Source organism: Streptomyces sp. NPDC107538, assembly GCF_055657445.1.
Genome location: NZ_JBVKAY010000006.1, coordinates 324,905 through 347,206 on the forward strand (window position 1 = coordinate 324,905; position 22,302 = coordinate 347,206).

At 70.9% G+C, this 22,302-nt stretch carries 13 protein-coding genes; 11 read left to right on the forward strand and 2 right to left on the reverse strand.

Annotation, left to right across the window (positions count from 1 at the left end; all coding sequences use genetic code 11):
* Positions 1-51: 51 nt before the first annotated feature.
* From ACZ7MG_RS23190 to ACZ7MG_RS23205, 4 genes are all read left to right on the forward strand, one after another.
* A complete protein-coding gene (locus ACZ7MG_RS23190) occupies positions 52-1,359 on the forward strand; it encodes a L,D-transpeptidase (protein WP_471383024.1) in 1,308 nt (435 codons plus the stop codon).
* A 93-nt stretch (positions 1,360-1,452) separates the two neighbouring features.
* On the forward strand, positions 1,453-3,864 hold the full coding sequence (locus ACZ7MG_RS23195) for a protein kinase domain-containing protein (RefSeq protein ID WP_471383026.1): 2,412 nt from the start codon (positions 1,453-1,455) through the stop codon (positions 3,862-3,864).
* Positions 3,865-4,153: 289 nt separating this feature from the next.
* A complete protein-coding gene (locus ACZ7MG_RS23200) occupies positions 4,154-5,542 on the forward strand; it encodes a glycoside hydrolase family 16 protein (protein WP_471383027.1) in 1,389 nt (462 codons plus the stop codon).
* Between the two features lie 265 nt (positions 5,543-5,807).
* Positions 5,808-7,148, forward strand: a complete 1,341-nt coding sequence (locus ACZ7MG_RS23205) for an eCIS core domain-containing protein (RefSeq protein WP_471383029.1) — start codon at positions 5,808-5,810, stop codon at positions 7,146-7,148.
* Between the two features lie 517 nt (positions 7,149-7,665).
* Here ACZ7MG_RS23205 and ACZ7MG_RS23210 read toward each other — a convergent pair.
* Positions 7,666-8,565, reverse strand: coding sequence for a helix-turn-helix transcriptional regulator (locus ACZ7MG_RS23210; protein WP_471383031.1), 900 nt, complete (start codon positions 8,563-8,565; stop codon positions 7,666-7,668).
* A 135-nt stretch (positions 8,566-8,700) separates the two neighbouring features.
* Here ACZ7MG_RS23210 and tkt point away from each other — a divergent pair, with 135 nt between their 5' ends.
* The 7 genes from tkt to ACZ7MG_RS23245 all read left to right on the forward strand — a co-directional run bounded on the left by tkt (position 8,701) and on the right by ACZ7MG_RS23245 (position 20,403).
* Entirely contained in the window at positions 8,701-10,752 is a 2,052-nt protein-coding gene (tkt, locus tag ACZ7MG_RS23215; protein WP_471383033.1) for a transketolase, read from the forward strand.
* A 119-nt stretch (positions 10,753-10,871) separates the two neighbouring features.
* Entirely contained in the window at positions 10,872-12,401 is a 1,530-nt protein-coding gene (gene zwf, locus ACZ7MG_RS23220; RefSeq protein ID WP_471383035.1) for a glucose-6-phosphate dehydrogenase, read from the forward strand.
* Positions 12,398-13,348: a glucose-6-phosphate dehydrogenase assembly protein OpcA gene (gene opcA, locus ACZ7MG_RS23225; RefSeq protein WP_471383037.1), complete on the forward strand. Its 951-nt coding sequence runs from the start codon at positions 12,398-12,400 to the stop codon at positions 13,346-13,348. Before zwf ends, opcA begins: the two co-directional genes overlap by 4 nt.
* A 1-nt stretch (position 13,349) precedes the next feature.
* Complete coding sequence (gene gnd, locus ACZ7MG_RS23230) at positions 13,350-14,234, forward strand: phosphogluconate dehydrogenase (NAD(+)-dependent, decarboxylating) (protein WP_471383038.1); 885 nt, start codon at positions 13,350-13,352, stop codon at positions 14,232-14,234.
* 222 nt (positions 14,235-14,456) lie between these two features.
* Positions 14,457-17,399 (forward strand): peroxidase family protein, encoded by a 2,943-nt coding sequence (locus ACZ7MG_RS23235; RefSeq protein ID WP_471383040.1) that lies wholly within the window; start codon positions 14,457-14,459, stop codon positions 17,397-17,399.
* Positions 17,400-17,460: 61 nt separating this feature from the next.
* On the forward strand, positions 17,461-18,870 hold the full coding sequence (locus ACZ7MG_RS23240; RefSeq protein ID WP_471383042.1) for a hypothetical protein: 1,410 nt from the start codon (positions 17,461-17,463) through the stop codon (positions 18,868-18,870).
* Between the two features lie 57 nt (positions 18,871-18,927).
* Positions 18,928-20,403, forward strand: coding sequence for a membrane-associated oxidoreductase (locus tag ACZ7MG_RS23245; RefSeq protein ID WP_471383044.1), 1,476 nt, complete (start codon positions 18,928-18,930; stop codon positions 20,401-20,403).
* Positions 20,404-20,422: 19 nt separating this feature from the next.
* On the opposite strand, the gene ACZ7MG_RS23250 is transcribed toward ACZ7MG_RS23245, so the two are convergent.
* Entirely contained in the window at positions 20,423-22,213 is a 1,791-nt protein-coding gene (locus ACZ7MG_RS23250; RefSeq protein WP_471383045.1) for a TIM barrel protein, read from the reverse strand.
* Between the last annotated feature and the right edge of the window lie 89 nt (positions 22,214-22,302).

A 22,302-nucleotide genomic window follows, 5' to 3' on the forward strand; every position in this document is an offset into this window, starting at 1 on the left:
CGTCCTCACCGGAATCTCAGCCGCCGCACCCCCGGTTCAAAGGGCACGCCCATGAAGGCGGCGCAGGATGCGAAGCAAGTGGTGGTCGGCGAGGAAAGGCATGTCGTGGGTGTCCCGTACATAGCGAAGCGGTCCGGCGAGCGGGAAGGGGCGAAGGGGTGGTCGCGGCGGGGGCTGCTCGCGGCGCTGGGGGCGGTGCCGGCGGCCGTCGTGCTGACGGGGTGCAGCGGCGCCGCCGCGGACGCGGCCGCGCGGAGCGGCGGCGGCTCGGCGGGGGCCGGCACGTCGGCAGGGACCCTCAAGGCGGCGGTCACGGTCACGCCCGCCGACGGCACGAAGGGCGCCTCCTTCACCGACCCCGTCAAGGTCACGGTCTCCGAGGGCACACTGGCGAACGTGAAGGTCACCGCCGCCGACGGCACCGAGCTGGCGGGGGCGCTCGACGAGGCCCGTACGACGTGGACGTCGTCCCGGAACCCGTACTCGGACACCGTCTACACCGTGACCGCCGAGCCGGACGGCGGTGACACCGAGACGGCGACCTTCACCACCGCCTCCCCCGCCGGCACCTTCGTCGGCTACTTCACCCCCGAGGCGGACTCCACCTCCGGCGTCGGCATGCCCGTGTCGATCAACTTCACCGAGGCCGTGACCGACAAGGCCGCCGTGGAGAAGGCGATCACCGTGACCGCCGAGCCGGCCGTCGAGGTCGTGGGGCACTGGTTCAGTGACACCCGGCTGGACTTCCGGCCGGAGACCTACTGGGCGGCGGGCACGACGATCACGCTGGGGCTGCGGCTGAAGGACGTGGCGGGCGCGGACGGCGTGTACGGCACCCAGTCCAAGGACGTCACCTTCCGCATCGGCCGCGAGCAGATCAGCACGGTCGATCTGGCCACCAAGGAGATGACCGTCGTCCGGGACGGTACGACCCTCGCCACCTACCCCGTGACCGGCGGCGACGCCGACCACACCACCTGGTCCGGGATCATGGTGATCAGCGAGCGGTTCAAGGAGACCCGGATGGAGTCCTCCACGGTCGGCCTCGGCGACGAGTACGACATCAAGGACGTCCCGCACGCCCAACGGCTCACCACCTCCGGCACGTTCGTCCACGGCAACTACTGGGCCGCCGAGTCCGTCTTCGGCAGTGCCAACATCAGCCACGGCTGCGTCGGTCTGCACGACACCCAGGGCGCGGACGACAACTCGGTGCCCGGGTACCGGTTCTACGACAGCTCGATGCTCGGCGACGTCGTGATCGTGAAGAACTCGGGCGAACGGACCGTCGACGCGTCCAACGGCCTCAACGGCTGGAATCTCTCCTGGTCGGACTGGAAGGCCGGGAGCGCTCTCTGACGCCCCAGGTCGGGTGCCGCCACCCGCATCGCCTAGGCTGATCCGCCGCAGCTGTCGTACGGATCAGGGCTACGGACAAGAGCGTGGTGGGAAATGCCGCTGAGGGACGACGATCCCACCTCCATCGGCGAGTACGTCCTGGAGGACCGGCTCGGCTCGGGCGGGATGGGCATCGTCTATCGCGCCCGGTCGGCGTCGGGGCGACTGGTCGCGCTCAAGCTGGTGCACGCCCAGTACTGCGACGACGACGAGTTCCGGTCCCGGTTCCGCCAGGAGATCTCGGCGGCGCGCCGGGTGAGCGGGGCCTTCACCACCCCCGTGGTCGACGCCGACCCGGAGGCGAAGCGGCCGTGGATGGCGACGCTGTACGTGCCGGGGCCGACCCTCTTCGATCTGGTGGGCGCGGAGGGGCCGTTGAGCACGGCCCGCATCCGGGGCCTCGCGCTCGGGCTCATCGAGGCGCTGCGAGACATCCACCGGGCGGGGGTCGTGCACCGCGATCTCAAACCGGCGAACGTGCTCATGGCCGAGGACGGCCCGCGGGTCATCGACTTCGGTATCTCGCGCGCCGGTGACAATCTGCCCCTCACCGTGACCGGCCGGGTGATCGGCACGCCCCCGTTCATGTCGCCGGAGCAGCTGCGCTCGCCGCGGGACGTCACCGCCGCGTCGGACGTGTTCTCCCTGGGCTCACTGCTCGTGTACGCGGCCAGCGGGTACAGCCCCTTCAAGGCGGAGAGCCCCTATCTGGCGGGCTACCAGGTCATGTTCGAGGCGCCGAAGCTGCACGCCGTGCCCGAGCCGCTGCGCCGTATCGCCGAACGCTGCCTGGAGAAGGACCCTGCGTCCCGCCCCGGCCTCGCCGAACTCCACCGCCTGTTCCTGGAGTTGGACACCTCACCCGACACCGCCCGCCCCACCGCGGACCCGACACCCGAAGCATCCGACCGGCCGGTCCACCACCGGCCGACCCACCACCGGCCGACGGGCATCGATCGAGCGGACGGCGGGACGACAGACGCCGGGCCGACAGGCCCCGGACCGATGGCCGCCGGGCGGTCCCACGGCGAAGCCGCGAACGACACGACGCCGGACGGCGCGGCCGCGAACGACCCGACGGCGAACGACCGCCCGGACAACGACCGGCCCGCGCACAACCGCCCGGCGGACGAACCCCTCACGGACCCCCTCGCGGACCACCCCCGCCCGAAGCGCCGTACGACCAAGCGGCGGCTGATCCTCGTCGGTCTCGGCGCCGCCCTCACCGTCACCGCGCTGAGCGCCGCGCTGCTCGGCTACGCCGGGTTCGAGGACACCGCGGCCTCGTCCGGCGCCGGCACCGACGTCGGCTACCGTTCGGTGTCGCTCCCCGAGGGCTGGCGGCCGTGGCGCACCCCGCTGCGGGCCGACAGCGGCCTCCCCACCGACTACATCCCCGTCAACTACGACGAATCGGGCTGCCGGACGGACGGCAAGGACCTCTACTGCGCCGGTGCCGGCTTCGTCGTGACGAAGGTGGACGCCGCCACCGGAAAGACGGGCTGGCGGTACGGGACCCAGCCCCAGACCGCCCGGCCCATCGGCGTGCGCGACGGCCTGGTCTACGTCTACACGGAGCCCGACAGCGCCCGGCGGAACCTGGTGGCCCTGGACACGGCGACCGGGAAGCAGCGCTGGGCCCGGCCCATCAGCGCGAGCGAGCCCGCGCTCCTCTACGACGGCGGCATCCTCACCCTCACGCCCGACCACTCGGAGCTGGTCGCCTACAACACGGCCGGCGACGAGCTGTGGCGGGTGCCGGAGCCCGCCGGGGACAACTGCGTTTCCACGGTGCTCGGCGACGACCCGTACGCCCGGTGCTGGACGGGGGACGACTTCCTCGACGCCCGCCCGTCCTCGCTCGTCCGGCTCGATCCGGAGGACGGCGCCTCGCGGGAACTCGCCCCGCTGCCCGAGAAGGCGCTCGCGCTGGGCGCCGTGGACGGACGGCCGCTGTTCCTGAAGGCGGAGACCACCGAGGAGGTGTACCAGTCGGGCTACGAGCGGCCGTACAACGCGTTCCTGCGGGTGGACCCGGACACCGGGAAGGTCACCCGGATCCCGCTGGAGCGGGCGCTGCGCGGCGCGGCGACGCTGGTGGACGGGGTGGTGTACTTCGCGCGGACCAACGGCTCGGTCACCGCCGTGTCCGCGACGAGCGGCAAGGTGCGGTGGGAGCTGACCACCGAGATGGAGAACCTGTCCGTCCCGGTCGTGTCGGCGGCCCGTCACGAGATCTACTTCGCCAACCGGTTCGGGCGGCTGCTGGCCCTGGACAGCGGCACGGGCGCCGAGTTGTGGCGTACGGACGCGCTCGACGACCCCGGGGACACCGCGACCGAGACCTCTCCCCGGGCCCTGCTCGTGGACGACGCGGTCGTGGCGACCGCCGGCACGATGGCGTTCTCCGTGAACCCGGACGAGCCGATGGACGTCCCGACCGCGGCCACGGGCGCCGGGGACTGAGCCCGGCCCATCACCTCACCGCCCCACCGCCCCACCAACACACCGTCTTGGCGGGAAACCGCCCGAGAAGTTCCGATCTTCACATGGTGAACTCGCCGCCCCCGTACGGACTTTCTCCGCTTTAACTCTTGACGACCGCAGCGCCGGAGCGCACATTGACCGCACGCTCTTCTCTGAGAGCGCTCTCAGGACGGGACTCCACAGAGCGCTCCCCCACGCAGAACCCCGCACCCCGCAACCCCGCACCCCACATCCGCTCATTTCACTCCGTACACCCGAAGAGGCCGCTATGAGTGAAACCTCCGGCATACCCCGCAGACGTCGCCGCCCGCTCCGGCGCGCGTTCCTCGCCATGGCCGCCGCGCTGGCGCTGGCCACTGCGTGGGCGACGACCGCGCAGGGCGCCGCCCCCACCCCGCCCACCGGCTGGACGCAGGTCTTCGTCGACGACTTCAACGGCACCGCGGGCACCGGCGTCAACACCTCCAACTGGCAGTACGCGACCGGGACTTCGTACCCCGGCGGCCCCGCAAACTGGGGCACCGGCGAGGTCGAGACGATGACGAACAGCACCACCAACGTCTCGCTCGACGGCAGCGGCAATCTCCGTATCACCCCGGTCCGGGACTCGGCGGGCCGCTGGACCTCGGGCCGGATCGAGACCAACCGCACCGACTTCCAGCCCCCGGCGGGCGGCAAGCTGCGGGTCGAGTCCCGTATCCAGATGCCGAACGTCACCGGGACGGCCGCCGAGGGCTACTGGCCGGCGTTCTGGATGCTGGGCGCGCCCTACCGGGGCAACTACCAGAACTGGCCGAGCGTCGGTGAGCTGGACATCATGGAGAACGTCCAGGGCCGCAACCAGGTCTGGGCGACGATGCACTGCGGCACCAACCCGGGCGGCCCGTGCAACGAGACGACCGGCATCGGCAACTCCACCGCGTGCCCCAACACGACCTGCCAGTCCGGCTTCCACACCTACACCATGGAGTGGGACCGCTCGGTGACCCCCGAGACGATCCGGTTCTCCGTCGACGGCACCCAGTTCCACTCGGTGAACGCGAACCAGGTCGACGCGACCACCTGGACCAACGCCACCAACCACGGCTTCTTCATCATCCTGAACGTGGCGATGGGCGGCGCGTTCCCGGACGCGTTCGGCGGTGGCCTGGACGGTGACACGCGGTCCGGTGTCCCGATGGTCGTCGACTACGTACAGGTGCTGTCGGCGGCCGGGGGCACCACCACCCCGCCGCCGACCGGCACCCGGGACGCGTACAGCGCGATCCAGGCCGAGTCGTACAACGGCCAGAGCGGCACGCTCACCGAGACCACGACCGACACAGGCGGCGGCCAGAACATCGGTTCGCTGGCCAACGGTGACTGGGCGCTGTTCCAGAACGTCAACTTCGGTTCCACGGCGGCGACCCAGTTCGTCGCCCGGGTGGCCTCCGGCGCCAACACCGGGGTGAGCGGGCTGGTCGAGGTCAGGATCGACAGCCGGACGAGCGCCCCGGTCGGCAGTTTCTCGATCGCCAACACCGGCGGCTGGCAGTCCTGGCGGACGGTGCCCGCGAACATGAGCCGGATCACCGGCACCCATGACGTCTATCTGACCTTCACCAGCGGTCAGGCGCAGGACTTCGTGAACGTGAACTGGTTCAACTTCGGCCGCTGACAGGCGAATTGGACGAGGGGCGGACTCCACGGCGGTGAGCCGAAGCACGATAGCTGTCACCAAGGCATGCCGGTTGTCACCGGGAACGCCGGACAGGACGCGCTGGGCTGGCCGCCGGGAGTGCGGGGAGCTCCGGCGACTGGTGGAGCGCCGGAGCTGGTGTGCCCGTCCGGTCACCGCATGCTGCCCGCCCACACCTTGCGCCAGTGGCTCCCCGCCACATATCCAGGGAAGTTGACGATCTCACGCCAGAAGAGGGGCTCCCGTGCACGATCAGGAGAAAGCCGACTCCCACACTGGGGCGGGCAACAGCCGTATCCCTGCCCGTCGGCCCGCATCCGCCCCGCCCGCGCAGCATGGTCTGCTCGGCCTACAGGCCGCTGTGGGCAACGCCGCGGTCGTCCAGATGCTCCGCGGCGCCGGCCACTCCTGGGCCCGGGAACAGCACGAGCACGGCGCCGGCTGCGGCCACCAGGAGAACCACCGGGAGATCGCGACCTCGCCCGCACCGGTGCAGCGTTCCGCCGTCCACGACGTGCTCCGCAGCGCCGGAAAGCCCCTCAGCGAGCCAGTGCGCCAGGAAATGGAGGTGCGGCTCGGCGCGGACTTCTCCGACGTGCGCGTCCACGACGACAAGGCCGCCCGTGCGTCGGCCACCGAGGTCGGCGCCCGCGCCTACACGTCCGGCAGCCATGTCGTCATCGGTGCCGACGGTGGGGACAAGCACACCCTCGCCCATGAACTGACCCATGTCATCCAGCAGCGTCGGGGCCCCGTGGCCGGTACGGACATGGGCAACGGACTCCGCGTCTCCGACGCTTCCGACACGTTCGAACGCGCCGCGGAGGCCAACGCGCAGCGCGTCATGCGGGCACCGCTCGATGTGCAACGCGTCGTGGGCCCACGGACCGCCCCCGCCACCGGTGCCACCCACGAGGGTCGCGGCGGCCCGGTCGCCGTGCAGACCGCGCCCACCGACGGGAAAAAGAAGCCGCCGCCCGTACCGAACAAGCCCGACAATCTGAGGGTCGGCGGGGCCGCGCAGACCTCCAGCGCCGACCAGACCAACTCGGCCGGGCAGACGTCGGCCGCCGCGGAGCCCGCGCAGGCGCAGTCCGACACCCCCGCGCACGGGTACACGCTCGCCGGATCGGCCAGCCTGGTCTTCTTCCGAGCCGATGGGCGCTCCCCCGAGGTCATCCGGCAGGCGAACGGGATGAGGTCCCGCAACAACACGTCGGTCGCGACCGAACTCGCCATGTTCTTTGAGGACCCGATCGCCTACGCCCGGGCCCATGTCAGCAGCCCCAAGCCGACCTTGGTTTCCACGGCGCTGGACGAGGACTGCGGTGGGTACGCCAGCAACGACCGGCACCTGTACCAGATCCAGGTCAGCGGCTGGCACAAATTCGCCGCGCCGCCCGCGCGGAGCAAGATCCTGACCAAGCCGACGGTCTACGCCAACAGCACGTCCCTGGAGACCGCGACCGCGGCCGTCATCGGTCCCGTCGGCCCCACCCAGGAAATGGATTTCATCGGGGGAATCCCGCTGGCGGCCATCACCGGCTGCCGCCGACCGGGGGAGAGCGGCTTCAGCGCGCTCTGACGCCTTTGCATGGGGAGCCGACGCGCGAGATGGACGGGGATGTCGGCGTCAATCGCCGAGGCGAACGACTCCCGGTCCGCCTCCTTGATCAGGGGCTCGGGCGTACGTCGATCAGCCAGACGCCGCGGCGGGTCACCGCGAGACAGTCAGGGTGTGGGTGCGGCGTTTCCCGCAGGTTGTGAAGGAGATCTTCAGCGGCTGCGAGATGTCTCCACGCGTGGTGACGGCCGGTGCTGCAGGCCAGGACGGTGCCGCTGTTCCCGGCGCCAGGTGAAGTGCCGCATCGGGGCGCTCGTGAGCACCGGCTCCTGAGCCGCCGGCTCCCGGTCTTCGCCTCTGGTGACAGAAAGAGTGCTGCATGAGCCCATGTGACAAGTCGAACGCCTTGGTGGTGACAACCGGGCTGCTTCGTCCGGTCTCATTCACCACGTCATCCGGCTCTGCTGGTGACAACTGCTGAGCTTCGGCACAGGCGGTGGGGTCCGCCTCTCTTCGCGGATCCGCCCCTCGTCGCGTGTCAGCGCAGCTCCGCCCGGAACGCCACCGGTGTCGTCCCCGCGTGCAGCTGGAAGAACTTGGAGAAGTTCGCCGCGTCGGGGAAGCCGACGGCCACGCCGACCCGGCCGATCGGCAGGTCCGTGTGGGCCAGCAGCCGCTTCGCCTCCAGGACGACCCGCTTGTCGATGAACCCCTTGGGGGTCTCCCCGGTGGCGGCGCGCACCGCGCGGACGAGGGTGCGGCGGGAGTAACCGAGGGCGTCCGCGTAGGCGCTGACGCTGTGGTTGACGGCGAAGTCCCGCTCGACGGCGTCCCGGAAGCGATTGAACGTGGTGTCGCCGGGCCGCTGCTCCTCCCCCTCGGCCGGGCCGGCGACCGCGGCGAGATGGGCGAGGCGCAGCAGGAAGGCCGTCAGGGAGTGCCGCAGGACGGCGGTGTGCAGGCTGGGCGGCAGCGTGACGGTGTCGGCGTACTCGCGTTCCAGCTGGGCCAACGAGTGCCGCAGACCGGCGAGTTGGGCCTGGTCGGGGCGGAGCAGCGGCGGCAGGTCGTAGCGGTAGAGGCCGGTCGCCTCGACGGTGGCGCGGGGCAGGAAGCCCGGTTGCATGGTGAGGACGGTCCCGCGGTACTCGGTGGCGCGTGAGAAGCGATGCACCTGTCCGGGGCGGATCCACAGCAGTTCGCCCGCACCCACCTCGTACCCGGTGAAGTCGATCATGTGGTGGACCGGGCCGCCGTCGAAGAGCATCACCACGTGGAAGTCGATGCGGTGGACCCCGTCGAGGGGTATGTCCGCGTGCCAGGGCTCGTGGTGGCCCATCGGGCCGACCCGCATGCCGACGCCGGAGAGGCCGTCGCGGTCGGCGGGGAACGGGAAGGTCTTGATCCGGTCGCCGTCCGGGAAGTCTCTGTGCGTCATGTCCTCGCCGCCGCGTCGTGGGTGTCCCAGTTTCACCGAAGGCTGGCACACCGCGACCTGTCCCAAGAAAAGTCAGACTTTTACTTTTGAAGACGTCAGAGCAGTTCCGCCGTCTCCATCGAGGACTTCTTGAAGATGAACTGGACAGAACTCGACCGGCGCGCCGTCGACACCGCCCGTCTGCTGGCCGCCGACGCCGTGCAGAAGGCCGGGAACGGGCACCCGGGTACGGCGATGAGCCTCGCGCCCGCCGCGTACACGCTCTTTCAGAAGGTGATGCGTCACGATCCGGCCGACCCCGAGTGGACCGGCCGCGACCGCTTCGTCCTCTCCCCCGGCCACACCTCACTCACCCTCTACACACAGCTGTACCTCGCCGGGTACGAGCTGGAGCTGGACGATCTCAAGGCGTTCCGCACCCACGGTTCGAAGACACCGGGGCACCCCGAGTACGGCCACACGGCCGGGGTGGAGACCACCACCGGGCCGCTGGGCCAGGGGGTCGCCAACGCCGTCGGCATGGCGATGGCCGCCCGTTACGAGCGCGGCCTGTTCGACCCGGACGCGCCCGAGGGGACCTCCCCGTTCGACCACACCGTCTGGGCGATCGTCTCCGACGGCGACCTGGAGGAGGGCATCTCCGCCGAGGCGTCGTCGCTGGCGGGCCATCAGAAGCTGGGCAACCTCGTCTTCCTGTACGACGACAACCACATCTCCATCGAGGGCGACACGGCCACCGCGTTCTCCGAGGACGTACTGAAGCGGTACGAGGCGTACGGCTGGCACGTCCAGCGGATCGAGCCGGCATTCAACGGCAACGTCGATGTGCACGCCCTGTACGACGCGCTGCTGGCCGCGCGGGAGGAGACCTCGCGGCCCTCGATCATCGCGATGCGCACGATCATCGCCTGGCCCGCCCCCAACGCCCAGAACACGGAGGCCTCGCACGGCTCGGCGCTGGGCGCGGGCGAGGTCGCGGCCACCAAGCGGGTCCTCGGCTTCGACGCGGACAAGAGCTTCGACGTCGCCGACGACGTCCTCGCCCACACCCGGCGGGCCCTCGACCGGGGCGCGGAGGCGCACGCCGCCTGGGACAAGCGGATCGCCGAGTGGCGGGCGGCTTCCCCCGAACGGGCCCGGCTCTTCGACCGGGTGGTCGCGGGCCGGCTGCCGGAGGGCTGGGAGGACGCGCTGCCCTTGTTCGAGGAGGGCGCGTCGGTGGCGACCCGGGCCGCGTCCGGCAAGGTGCTCCAGGCGCTGGGCGCGGTGATCCCCGAGCTGTGGGGCGGCTCCGCCGACCTCGCCGGTTCGAACAACACCACGATCGACAAGACGTCGTCGTTCCTCCCGGTCGGCAATCCGCTCCCGGAGGCCGACCCGTACGGCCGTACGATCCACTTCGGCATCCGCGAGCACGCGATGGCCGCCGAGATGAACGGCATCGCGCTGCACGGCAACACCCGGATCTACGGCGGCACGTTCCTCGTCTTCTCCGACTACATGCGCAACGCCGTGCGGCTCTCCGCGCTGATGCAGCTGCCGGTGACGTACGTGTGGACGCACGACTCCATCGGGCTCGGCGAGGACGGCCCCACCCATCAGCCGGTCGAACACCTGGCCTCCCTGCGGGCCATACCGGGGCTGAATCTGGTCCGCCCCGCCGACGCCAACGAGACGGCCGTGGCCTGGGCCGAGATCCTGAAGCGGCACGCCACGCACCCGGCCCCGCACGGGCTGGCGCTCACCCGGCAGGGCGTGCCGACGTATCCGCTCAACTCCGAGGCGGCGAAGGGTGGTTACGTCCTCCGGGAGTCCTCCACCGCGACCCCGGAGGTGATCCTGATCGCCACCGGGTCCGAGGTGCAGTTGGCCGTCGCCGCGCGGGAGCGGCTGGAGGCCGAGGGGGTCGGGACGCGGGTGGTGTCGATGCCGTCCGTGGAGTGGTTCGAGGAACAGCCGCGCGAATACCGGGAGCGTGTGCTGCCGCCGTCCGTGAAGGCCCGCGTGGCGGTCGAGGCGGGGATCGGTCTGACCTGGTACCGCTACGTCGGTGACCACGGCCGCATCGTCTCCCTCGAACACTTCGGCGCCTCCGCCGACGCGCAGACCTTGTTCGCCGCGTACGGCTTCACCCCCGAGAACGTCGTCGCCGCCGCGCAGGAATCACTGCGCTCGCTCCTCGGTTGACGCGAGCGCCTGAAGGAAGATGATCACGTGACCACCGAAGCAGCCGTGGCGACCACCGTCACGGAGGAACCCCTGAAGCGCCTCCTGGACGAGGCGAACAGCAAGGGAGTTGATGGGGAATGACCGCCGAGTGGCTCAACCCGCTCCGGGACGCGGGCGATCGCCGGCTCCCGAGGATCGCGGGCCCGTCCGGGCTCGTCATCTTCGGCGTGACCGGTGACCTGTCCCGCAAGAAGCTGATGCCGGCCGTGTACGACCTGGCCAACCGGGGTCTGCTGCCGCCGGGTTTCTCCCTCGTCGGTTTCGCCCGCCGGGACTGGGAGGACGAGGACTTCGCGCAGATCGTGCACGACGCGGTCCGTGAGCACGCCCGCACCGAGTTCCGTGAGGAGGTCTGGCAGCAGCTCGCCGAGGGGATGCGGTTCATCCCGGGCGACTTCGGCGACGACGAGGCGTTCGAGCGGCTCCGCAAGGCCGTCGAGGAACTGGACGGATCCCGGGGCACGGGCGGCAACTTCGCGTTCTATCTCTCCGTGCCGCCGAGCATGTTCCCGAAGGTCGTCAAGCAGCTCAAGAAGCACGGGCTCGCCAGTCCGCCCGAAGGGTCCTGGCGGCGCGCGGTCATCGAGAAGCCGTTCGGCCACGACCTGACCAGCGCCCGCGAGCTGAACACGGTCCTGCACGACGTGTTCGACCCCGAGCAGGTCTTCCGCATCGACCACTATCTCGGCAAGGAGACCGTCCAGAACATCCTGGCGCTCCGCTTCGCCAACCAGATGTACGAGCCCATCTGGAACCGGAGTTACGTCGACCACGTCCAGATCACGATGGCCGAGGACATCGGCATCGGCGGCCGTGCCGGGTACTACGACGGCATCGGCTCGGCCCGTGACGTCATCCAGAACCACCTCCTCCAACTGCTGGCCCTGACCGCGATGGAGGAACCGGCGGCCTTCGACGCCGAGTCGTTGCTGACCGAGAAGTTGAAGGCGCTCAAGGCGGTGCGGCTGCCGGAGGATCTGGGCCGGCACAGTGTGCGCGGCCAGTACGCGGCCGGGTGGCAGGGCGGCGAGCAGGTGGTCGGCTATCTGCAGGAGGACGGCATCGACCGGTCCTCGACCACGGACACCTACGCGGCGGTCAAGCTCGGCATCGACAACCGCCGTTGGGCCGGGGTCCCGTTCTATCTGCGCACCGGCAAGCGGCTCGGCCGCCGGGTCACGGAGATCGCGGTCGTCTTCCAGCGCGCCCCGCACTCCCCGTTCGACTCCACGGCCACCGAGGAACTGGGGCAGAACGCGATCGTCATCCGGGTGCAACCCGACGAGGGGATGACCGTGCGCTTCGGTTCGAAGGTGCCGGGTACCTCGATGGAGATCCGGGACGTCACCATGGACTTCGCGTACGGCGAGTCGTTCACGGAGTCCAGCCCGGAGGCGTACGAACGGCTGATCCTGGATGTGCTGCTCGGCGACGCCAACCTCTTCCCCCGCCATCAGGAGGTGGAGGAGTCCTGGAAGATCCTCGACCCGATCGAGGAGTACTGGGCGCGGCACGGCAGGCCCGCGCAGTACGCCTCGGGCAGTTGGGGCCCCGAGGAAGCGGACGAGATGCTCGCACGAGACGGACGGAGCTGGCGCAGGCCATGAAGATCGACCTGACGGACACCACGGCAAGCAAGATCAACAAGGCCCTGGTGCAGGGCCGGCGGGCCATCGGCACACCCGCCGTGGGCATGGTCCTCACGATGGTGATCGTGACGGACGAGGAGAACGCGTACGACTCGATCAAGGCGGCCGAGGAAGCCTCGCACGAGCACCCCTCGCGCACCCTGGTCGTCATCAAGCGGCACGCCCGCACCCCGAAGGACCGCACCAAGTCCCATCTGGACGCCGAGGTGCGGGTCGGCGCCGACGCGGGCACCGGCGAGACGGTCGTACTGCGGACGTACGGCGAGGTGTCCGACCACGCCGACTCGGTGGTCCTGCCGCTGCTGCTGCCGGACGCGCCGGTCGTCGTCTGGTGGCCGGTGGACGCGCCGGAGAACCCGGCGAAGGACCCGCTGGGCGCGCTCGCCCAGCGCCGGATCACCGACATGTACGCCGTGGAGACCCCGCTCGCCGCGCTCGAACAGCGCAGCGCCTCCTACACCCCCGGCGACACCGACCTGGCGTGGACCCGGCTGACGCCGTGGCGTTCGATGCTGGCCGCCGCCCTCGACCAGGCCAAGGAGACCATCACCTCGGCCGCCGTGGAGAGCGAGGCCGACAACCCGAGCGCCGAACTGCTGGCCCGCTGGCTGGAGGCCCGGCTCGGTGTCTCCGTCGAGCGCGTGCTGACCGCCGGTCCGGTCGTGACCGGGGTGCGGCTCGGCACCGCGAAGGGCGAGGTCGTCATCGACCGCCCCGAGGGCCCGCTCGCCACGCTCACCCTGCCGGGCCAGCCGTCGCGCACCCTCGCCCTGAAGGTGCGCGCCACGTCCGAGCTGATCGCGGAGGAACTGCGGCGGCTGGACGCGGACGAGATGTACGCGGTCGCCCTGCGCGGCGGCGACCGGCCTGCCTCTGCCCCTGACGCACAGAAGGAAGCGAACTGACATGCAGCTCGGTCTGATCGGTCTCGGCAAGATGGGCGGCAACATGCGCGAGCGGATCCGCCGCGCCGGCCACACCGTCGTCGGCTACGACCGCAACCCCGACGTCTCCGACGTGGGCAGCCTGGCCGAACTGGTCGAGGGCCTCGACGCGCCGCGTACGGTCTGGGTGATGGTCCCCGCCGGGGCCGCCACCCAGTCCGTGGTCGACGAACTCGGCGGGCTGCTCTCGCCCGGCGACACCGTCGTCGACGGCGGCAACTCCCGCTGGACGGACGACGAGAAGCACGCGGCCGAGCTGGGCGAGAAGGGCATCGGCTTCGTCGACGCGGGTGTCTCCGGCGGTGTGTGGGGGCTGCAGAACGGCTACGCCCTGATGGTCGGCGGCGACAAGGAGCACGTCGAGCGGCTCCAGCCGATCTTCGAGGCGCTCAAGCCGGAGGGCCCGTACGGCTATGTCCACGCCGGCAAGGTCGGTGCCGGGCACTTCTCCAAGATGGTCCACAACGGCATCGAGTACGCCATGATGCAGGCGTACGCCGAGGGCTGGGAGCTGCTGGAGAAGGTCGAGTCGGTCGACAGCGTCCGCGAGGTGTTCCGGTCCTGGCAGGACGGCACCGTGATCCGCTCCTGGCTGCTCGACCTCGCCGTCAACGCGCTCGACGAGGACGAGCACCTGGAGAAGCTGCGCGGCTACGCCGAGGACTCCGGCGAGGGCCGCTGGACCGTGGAGGCCGCGATCGACCACGCGGTGCCGCTCCCCGCGATCACCGCGTCCCTGTTCACCCGCTTCGCCTCGCGGCAGGACGACTCCCCGCAGATGAAGATGATCGCCGCCCTGCGCAACCAGTTCGGCGGGCACGCGGTCGAGTCGACGAAGGGGGAGTAGGCGCTGATCACCCGGTTCCCCGCGCCCCTCGGGTGCGGGGAACCGTCTGTTCCGCGCGCCGGGAACCGGACCTTCCGGAGCATTGTCGGCAGATGTGTACATGGCGTGAACTGTCGCTGTGGCCGGAACCCCGCCGCCGGTAGCGTGCGGCCCCTGTCCCGTATGCATCGCGTGCGCATGAGTGCGTGTGCGTACGCAGCGCGTCCGTAGGGGGAAACGGCGATGGCCGAGACAGGGCGGCACGACCAGCGGTACGAACGGTACGACGGGGGCGGCCCCGAGGCCGAGCGGCTCGTGTTCGAGCGGCTGGCGCGGGAGCTGATGGAAGTCCAGGTCAGGAACCGGCGGGCCGGCGGTGGCGGGATCGCGCGGGCGTTCCACGCGAAGGCGCCGCTCGGGGTCGAGAACGCGCGGCTGCGGTTCCACGACGACCTTCCCGCGGTGCTGCGGACCGGCTTCGCGCAGCCCGGCGCCGACTATCCGGCGCTGGTCCGGCTCTCCAACGCCAGCGGCATCCGGCAGGGCGACGGGTCCCCGGATCTGCGGGGCGCGGCGGTACGGGTGCGGGTGGCGGACGGCGTGAGCCATGACCTGCTGGCCACCAGCTTCCCGGTGTCGCACGCGAGCGACGCGCGGGAGTTCGTGGCGTTCGCCAAGGCCATGGCGGGGGCGCGCGGTTCGCTGGGCAAGGCGTTCGGGCTGTTCGTGAAGCTGCCGCTCGCGGTGGGGCTCCGGACGGCCACGCGGATGCGGCGCAATGTACAGGCCGCGACCCGACGGTCCGTCAACTCCCTTGCCACCGAGACCTATTGGAGCCGCGGGGCGATCCTGTGGGGCGAGGCGGGGCCCGTACGGTATCTGCTGCGGCCCGCGCCCGGTACGCCGGCGGCGGCCGAACCCGACCGCCGGGACCCGGACTTCCTCCACCGGGAGCTGGCACGGCGGCTGGGGCGGGCGGACGTGGCGTTCGACCTGTGTGTGCAGCGGTACGTGGACGAGCGGGTCACCCCGGTCGAGGACGCGGCGGTGGAGTGGAAGGACGCGGTGGCCCCGGCGGTGCCGATCGCCCGGCTCACCATCCCCGCGCAGGAGCTGGACGGCGCCGAGGCGCGGGCGGCGGCGCGGCGGATCGAGGAGCTGACCTTCAACCCCTGGTACACCACCGACGAGTTCCGGCCATTGGGGAACATCAACCGGGCCCGGAAGGCCGGATACCGGGCAAGTGGCGCCCACCGTCTCGGGCAGCGCTTCGTCACCGCGGAGCCCTTGCGCAACAGGCTGCTCGGCCGTCTCGTGGGCCCCGTCTTCGGGCTGCTGAACCGTGCCGTGCCCTGGCACCGGCTGCCGCTGTCCCTGAGCCTGCTGAACCTGGTGTTCCTGCGGAAGGTGCTGCGCAGGCTCAATCTGATCGACACCGAGGTCCGCGAGGCCCCGCCTCAGGCCCAGCCCGTACCGGAGCCGATCCCGGAGCGGCTGCGCACGGAACGGTCGTACGACGGGACGTACAACGATCTGTCGGACCCGGGGATGGGCGCGGTGGGGGCCGCGTTCGGCCGGAATCTCAAGCCGGACTATCGGCCGGAGACCTTCGACACCCCGAACCCGGTCACGGTCAGCAGGCAGCTGCTGTACCGGGAGAGCTTCGTGCCGGCGACCTCGCTCAATGTGCTGGCGGCGGCGTGGATCCAGTTCCAGGTGCACGACTGGGTGAACCACCGGCGGTACAAGACCGGTGGCCGCAGTGTGGAGGTGCCGCTGCCGCCCGGCTTCGACGGGCAGTGGCGGAACGTGCCGGGCGGGCCGACCGAGCGGGTGATGCGGTTCGCGGAGAACGAGGGCGTCGAGGTGCCCGGCGCCCCGCCGATCCTGTTCGCCAACTCCGCCTCGCACTGGTGGGACGGCTCCGAGGTGTACGGGGAGAACGAGCGGACCGCGCGGTTCCTGCGCGAGCCGGGCGGGGGCGCGAAACTCCGCCTGGAGGACGGCCATCTGCCGGGCGGGACGAACGGCGTTCCGCTCACCGGGTTCAACGAGAGCTGGTGGATGGGGCTCAGCGCACTGCACACGCTGTTCGCGCGGGAGCACAACGCGGTGTGCGACGCGCTGCGTGCCGCGTACCCGTCGATGAGCGAGGAGAAGATCTACCACACGGCCCGGCTCGTGGTGTCCGCGCTGATCGCGAAGATCCATACCGTGGAGTGGACTCCGGCGATCCTCGCCACCGAGGCGATCGATCTCGCGCTCCACACCAACTGGTCGGGGCCGCCGAAGAGTTGGCTCAACCAGCTGGGCCTGTGGCTGTTCGAGGCGCACTCGCTGACCGGTATCCCGAAGACGCTGCCGGACCACCACGCGGCGCCGTACTCGCTGACCGAGGACTTCACGACCGTCTACCGGCTGCATCCGCTGATCCCGGACGACTACGAGCTGCGGGAGCACCAGTTCGGGCGGCGGCTGGAGACCGTGGGCTTCATGGACATCCAGGGCGGGGCGGGCGAGGCGCAGATCCGCAAGACGGGGCTGGCCAACGCGCTGTACTCGTTCGGCATCGCCCACCCGGGTGCGATCACCCTGCACAACTTCCCGCGTGCGCTCCAGCACTTCGAGCGGGACGGGGAGATCATCGATCTGTCGGTGGTCGACCTGGTCCGCACGCGTCGGCGCGGCGTGCCACGCTACAACGACTTCCGGGCCGGGCTGCACCGGGGGCGGATCCGTTCCTTCGAGGAGCTGACGGAGAACCCGGAGACGCTGGCGCGGCTGAAGGACGTCTACCGGGACGTCGACGAGATCGACACCGTGGTCGGGCTGTTCGCGGAGAACCCGCCGGAGGGCTTCGGGTTCAGCGACACCGCGTTCCGTGTCTTCATCCTGATGGCCAGCCGGCGGCTGCAGAGCGACCGGTTCCTGACCGTGGACTACCGGCCGGAGGTCTACACCCCGCTCGGCATCGACTGGGTCGAGAAGGGCGGCATGAACTCCGTACTCCTGCGCCACTGCCCGGAGTTGGCGCCCCTCCTGCCACGCGACGCGAGCGCGTTCGCGCCGTGGCGGACGGTGGGCACCACGGGGAACGGCGGGGCGGACGGGAACGGGACGAGCGACGGCGGTACGAGCGACACCGCTACGAGCAACACCGGTACGAGCGACGGCGGTTCACCATAACGCCGTGACACGACCCGGGGTGTGGCACGCCCCGGGTCCGAACCACAACGGGGGAAAGCGCATGACCTTCACCGACAGCCACTCCGAGCTGCCCGAAACCACCGTGGGCACCACCCACCCGGGGCTCGCCGACCTCTTCGCGCGTCCGCTGCTGCGGACCGTGTGGCGCCGCCGTACGCACCGGGTGAGCCGGGGCGCCAAGGTGTCCGCCGGAACCATGACCTACACCTCGCGCAACGCGGTGCAGCCGCTGACCGAGCTGGAGGAGGCGGTGCTGATCGCGATCACCGGCACCACCGGACTCACCATGCCCGACCGGCCCTTCGAGGACCCGGACAACGGCACACCGATCATGTCCAAGCCCAACCTGACGATGGCGGGCCGTACCGCCGGGAGCCCGGACAACGCGCAGGGCACCCACTTCTTCCTGATCAACGACTCGGGCACCTACTTCCTGCGCAGGCTGGAACCGGCGCCGGACGAGCCCTTCGACGCCGCGACGCTGGTGGCGCGGGCACGCCGGGCGAAGGTGAAGGTCCTCGACCACCGCCTCGATGTCGCCCCGGACAAGCGGGACTTCCCGGCGTACCTGGACTCCAACCGCTTCCTGTCCAACCTGCCCGGGACGACCCTGCTGTTCCCGGTGGTCGACCTCTCCCACCAGTATGTGAACGCGCTGATGTATCTGCTCACCCAGCCGGACGGCTCCCGCCCGACACTGGTGGACGACCGCAACTTCTACCGGGCCGCCGGGGTGCGGAAGTGGGTGAAGAACGGCTTCCTCAACGGGGACCTGAAGCTGCCCCTCGGCGCGCTGGGTCCGATGCGCACCCAGATCGAGGCGGACCTGCTCCTCCAGAATCTGATGCTCACCGCCGAGGCGATGGGTCTGGGCGCCTGGATCCACGCCACGATCAACCCGCAGATCGCCCTGGGCGACCCGAAGTTCTCCCGGGCGTACGGCAGGATGCTCGGCTTCGACTTCGTCACCCCGCGCTGGCGTCCGGCCGACATCTGGCGCTGGCACATCCCGCTGCCGAAGTACGCGAACGTGCGCTCGCACCCGGTCCGGCTGCCCTCCCCCGACGGCGGCGCCCCGTTGATCGCCGCCGCGTGCCCGCCGGTGTTCGGGAGCATGTCGGAGGCGGTGGAGACCATCATCCAGGAGAAGTTCGGCCGGAACGGCGTCTACACCGACCGGGACGTCTTCGCCCGGATCTACCGGGAGGACTACGGGCAGCGCTATCTCACCGAGGCCGGCGAGTACGAAGAACGGGTGATCGACTGCGCCCGGGACATCTGCGAGTACATCCTGCGTACGCACGGCCGCTTCCCGGCGCACACGGACGCCATCCATGTCCCGGGCGTGTGGCTCCAGGTCCACCACGTGGAGAACGAGTACTACGAGCAGTTCTTCGCGAACGGCCTCACGGACGCCCACCGGTCGCACGCCGAGGCCTGGGCCCACTAGGGACGGTCCTGGAGGCGTGGTTGACAGGTACAGGCATCGCGGGTGAGATTCCCGGTGATGATGATCAACGATCTGACGGCGGCCGAGCGGCGGGTGTGGGACGCCTTTCCGCTCGGCGCGGCGGTGGACTTCACGGCCGAGGACTCCGGGACCGGCGGGGACACGACCGCGACGGACGGCGCCGACCGGGGCCCGGAGCGGACTGTACGGGCCCGGGTGCTGCGGGCGTTGCTGCTCACCGCTCCCCGGGAAGAGGGCGAGGTCGCGGCCCTCAGGATCGAGGGCGCCCGGATCACCGGCGCGCTGGAGCTGAAGTACGCGACGGTCGACAGTGTCGTACGGCTGAGGGACTGCCACTTCGACGAGATCCCCGACTTCTCGGGCGCGCAGTTCACCTACCTCAATCTCACCAAGTCCGTGCTGCCCGGCCTGCGTTCGGCGCGGGTACGGGTCGACGGCGGGCTGCGGCTGTCCGAGTGCCGGTTCCGGGGGCCGGTGCGGCTCACCGGGGCGCAGATCTCCGGGACCCTGTTCATGGAGCGGGCCGAGTTCACCTCACCGGACGACGAGCCCGCGCTCCGGCTCAACCAGGCCGAGATCGGGGAGGAGTTGTGCGCTCCCGGGCTGCGGGCGAACGGCGAGATCCAGCTCGGCGGGGCCCATGTCACGGGCGCGGTCGATCTGAAGCGGGCCCGGCTGCACCGGCCCGGCGGCACCGCGCTCAGAGCGTCGGGCCTCGCCACCGAGTCCGATGTCGTCCTGCGCCACGCGGACGTACGCGGCCGGGTCGAACTGCGCGGCGCCCGGGTGGGCGGCTGGCTGGAGCTGTCGTACGCCCGGCTGTCGAACCCCGGCGGTACGGCGCTGCGGGTGAGCAGCAGCGTCATCAGTGAACTGTGGCTGCGCAAGGGCCCCCCGATGGAGGGTGTCCTCAACCTGCGCCGGGCCCAGATAGAGGTCCTGTTCGTGGAGCCGGACATGCTGCCCGAGCGGGTCCTCCTGAACAGCCTGACCTACACCTCCCTCATCCCGCACGAGCCCGCCGAGCGGCGGCTGCCGATGCTGGAGCGGGACGGGGAGGCGTATCTGCCGTACTCCTACGAGCAGTTGACCGCCGCCTACCGCAGGATCGGCGACGAGGACGCGGCCCGGCGCGTCCAGCTCGCCAAGCAGCGCCGCCATCGCGCCACGCTCCGCTGGTACGGGCAGTTGTGGGGGTACGCCCAGGACGCCACGGTGGGCTACGGCTTCCGCCCGCTGCGCGCGGCCGTGTGGCTGCTGTCGCTGATGGCGGTGGGCTCGGTGGCGTACGCGGTGCACCCGCCGAGCGCGCTCAAGGCGGACGAGGCACCGCACTTCAACGCGGTCGTCTACACCCTCGACCTGCTCCTGCCGATCATCGACTTCGGTCAGGAGCGGGCGTACGCGCCGGAGGGCCCGACCCAGTGGCTGTCGTACGTCCTCGTCGTCACGGGCTGGATCCTGGCGACGACGGTCGTCACCGGTGTGACGCGAACCGTCAGCCGCCAGTGAACCGCGCTGCCGACTCGCCTCACCTGAGCGGGCGTTGGGCGTGCTGGGCGGCGAGGCGCACGGGGGCGTTCTGTGCCCCGTAGCCCTTGTACCCGCCGTCGCGCTGGACGAGTTCGAAGAAGACCCGGCCGACGGTCTCGGTGTAGCAGTGCCGGAACTCGCCGTCCGGGTCACGGTCGTAGAGGATGCCGAGGGCGCGGTACGTCTCCAGCTCGCCGTCGGTGAACTCGAACCGGGCGGCCAGGTCGTCGTAGTAGTTCGCCGGGACGGCCAGCAGCCGGCCCCCGGCCGCGCGGAAGGCGCGGGCCGCGGCGACGACGTCGTCCGTGGCGAGGGCGATGTGCTGGGCGCGCGCGGCGGTGTCGGTCGGGGCGGGGCCGACGCTGAGGGCGATCCGGACGCCGCCGTCCTCGCTGGTCACCGGGCGGCTGCGGAACAGGCCGTAGGGGTCGGCGACATCGACGCTGTCGCAGGCGTGCAGCCCGAGCACCGTGCGGTGGAAGAGGGCCGCCTCGTCGAACTGGTGCCAGGGCTGGGTCAGCGCGAGGTGGTCGACGCGCCGCACGTGGCCCGCGGCGTCGGCGTGCGCCACGGGCGTGAAGTCCCCGGTCCAGCTGGGGAGTTCGGGGCGGTCGGTCGCGCAGAAGAAGAGTTCGGTGCCGTCGGGCGCGGCGACCGCGTCCAGGGGCGCGTCCTCGGCGGCGCGGCGGCGCGGCAGCACCGGCGCGAGCAGGGCCTCGGCGCGGCGGGCGGCACCGACCGGGTCCGGTGACTCAAGGCCGATCGCGGCGAGCTGGGTGCCGTCGCGGCGGGCGGCCGGGCCGGTGTTGACCAGCACCCGCGCCTCGCCCTGCGCCCACAGGTCCACCGGCTTGCTCCGGTGCCGGGCGGTGCGGGCGAAGCCGAGCGCGCCGAGCAGCGCGCCGACCGGTTCGGCGTCGGGGGTGACCAGTTCGGCGAAGGCGACCCCGGTGGGCACCACCCGCTCCGGCAGCGCGGCGATGCCCGCCGCCTCCTGGAGCATCAGCAGCGAGCGGTGGGCGTCCACGGCGGTGGGGCCGGCCTCGGACTGCCGGAAGACGTCGTTGAAGACCTCCAGCGACAGCGGTCCGTCGTATCCGGCCGCCATGACGTGCTGGACCAGCCCGGCGACGTCGAAGCCGCCCTGTCCGGGGAAGCACCGGTAGTGCCGGCTCCACTGAAGCACGTCCATCGCCATCAGCGGGGCGTCCGCGAGCTGCAGGAAGAAGATCTTCTCGCCGGGAATGTCCTCGATGCCCTTGGGGTCGGAGCCCCGGGCCAGGATGTGGAAGCTGTCCAGACAGGTCCCGAGCGCCGGATGGTCGGCCGCCTCCACGATCCGCCAGGCGTGGTCGTACGTACTGACGTGCCGCCCCCACGCGAGTGCCTCGTAAGCCACCCGGATCCCGAACTCGCGGGCCAGATCAGCCAGTTGCCGCAGATGGTACGCGGCGAGCGCGTCGTCGTCCTCGGCCAGCGGATGCACGCTGGAGCAGACGAGCACGGTGTCGCAGCCGAGCCGCCCCATCAGCTCGAACTTGTGCCGCGCCCGCCGCAGATTCCCCTCGAACACCTCCGCCGGCACGGCCTCGATGTCCCGCATCGGCTGATAGAGATCGATCCTCAGCCCGAGATCCGCACAACGAGCTCTGATCTCCTCCGGCGTGAGCGGACTCGCCAGCAGATCGTTCTCGAAGATCTCCACCCCGTCGAACCCGGCCCGCGCGGCAGCGGTCAGCTTCTCGGTGAGGGACCCACTGAGGGAGACGGTGGCGATGGACGTACGCATGGGGGAACTCCTTGGATCGAGGGGCGCGCCCGCCCCGTAGGGGTCGCGCCCCGTAAGGGGCGCGGGGAACTGCGCGACCAGCCACGACG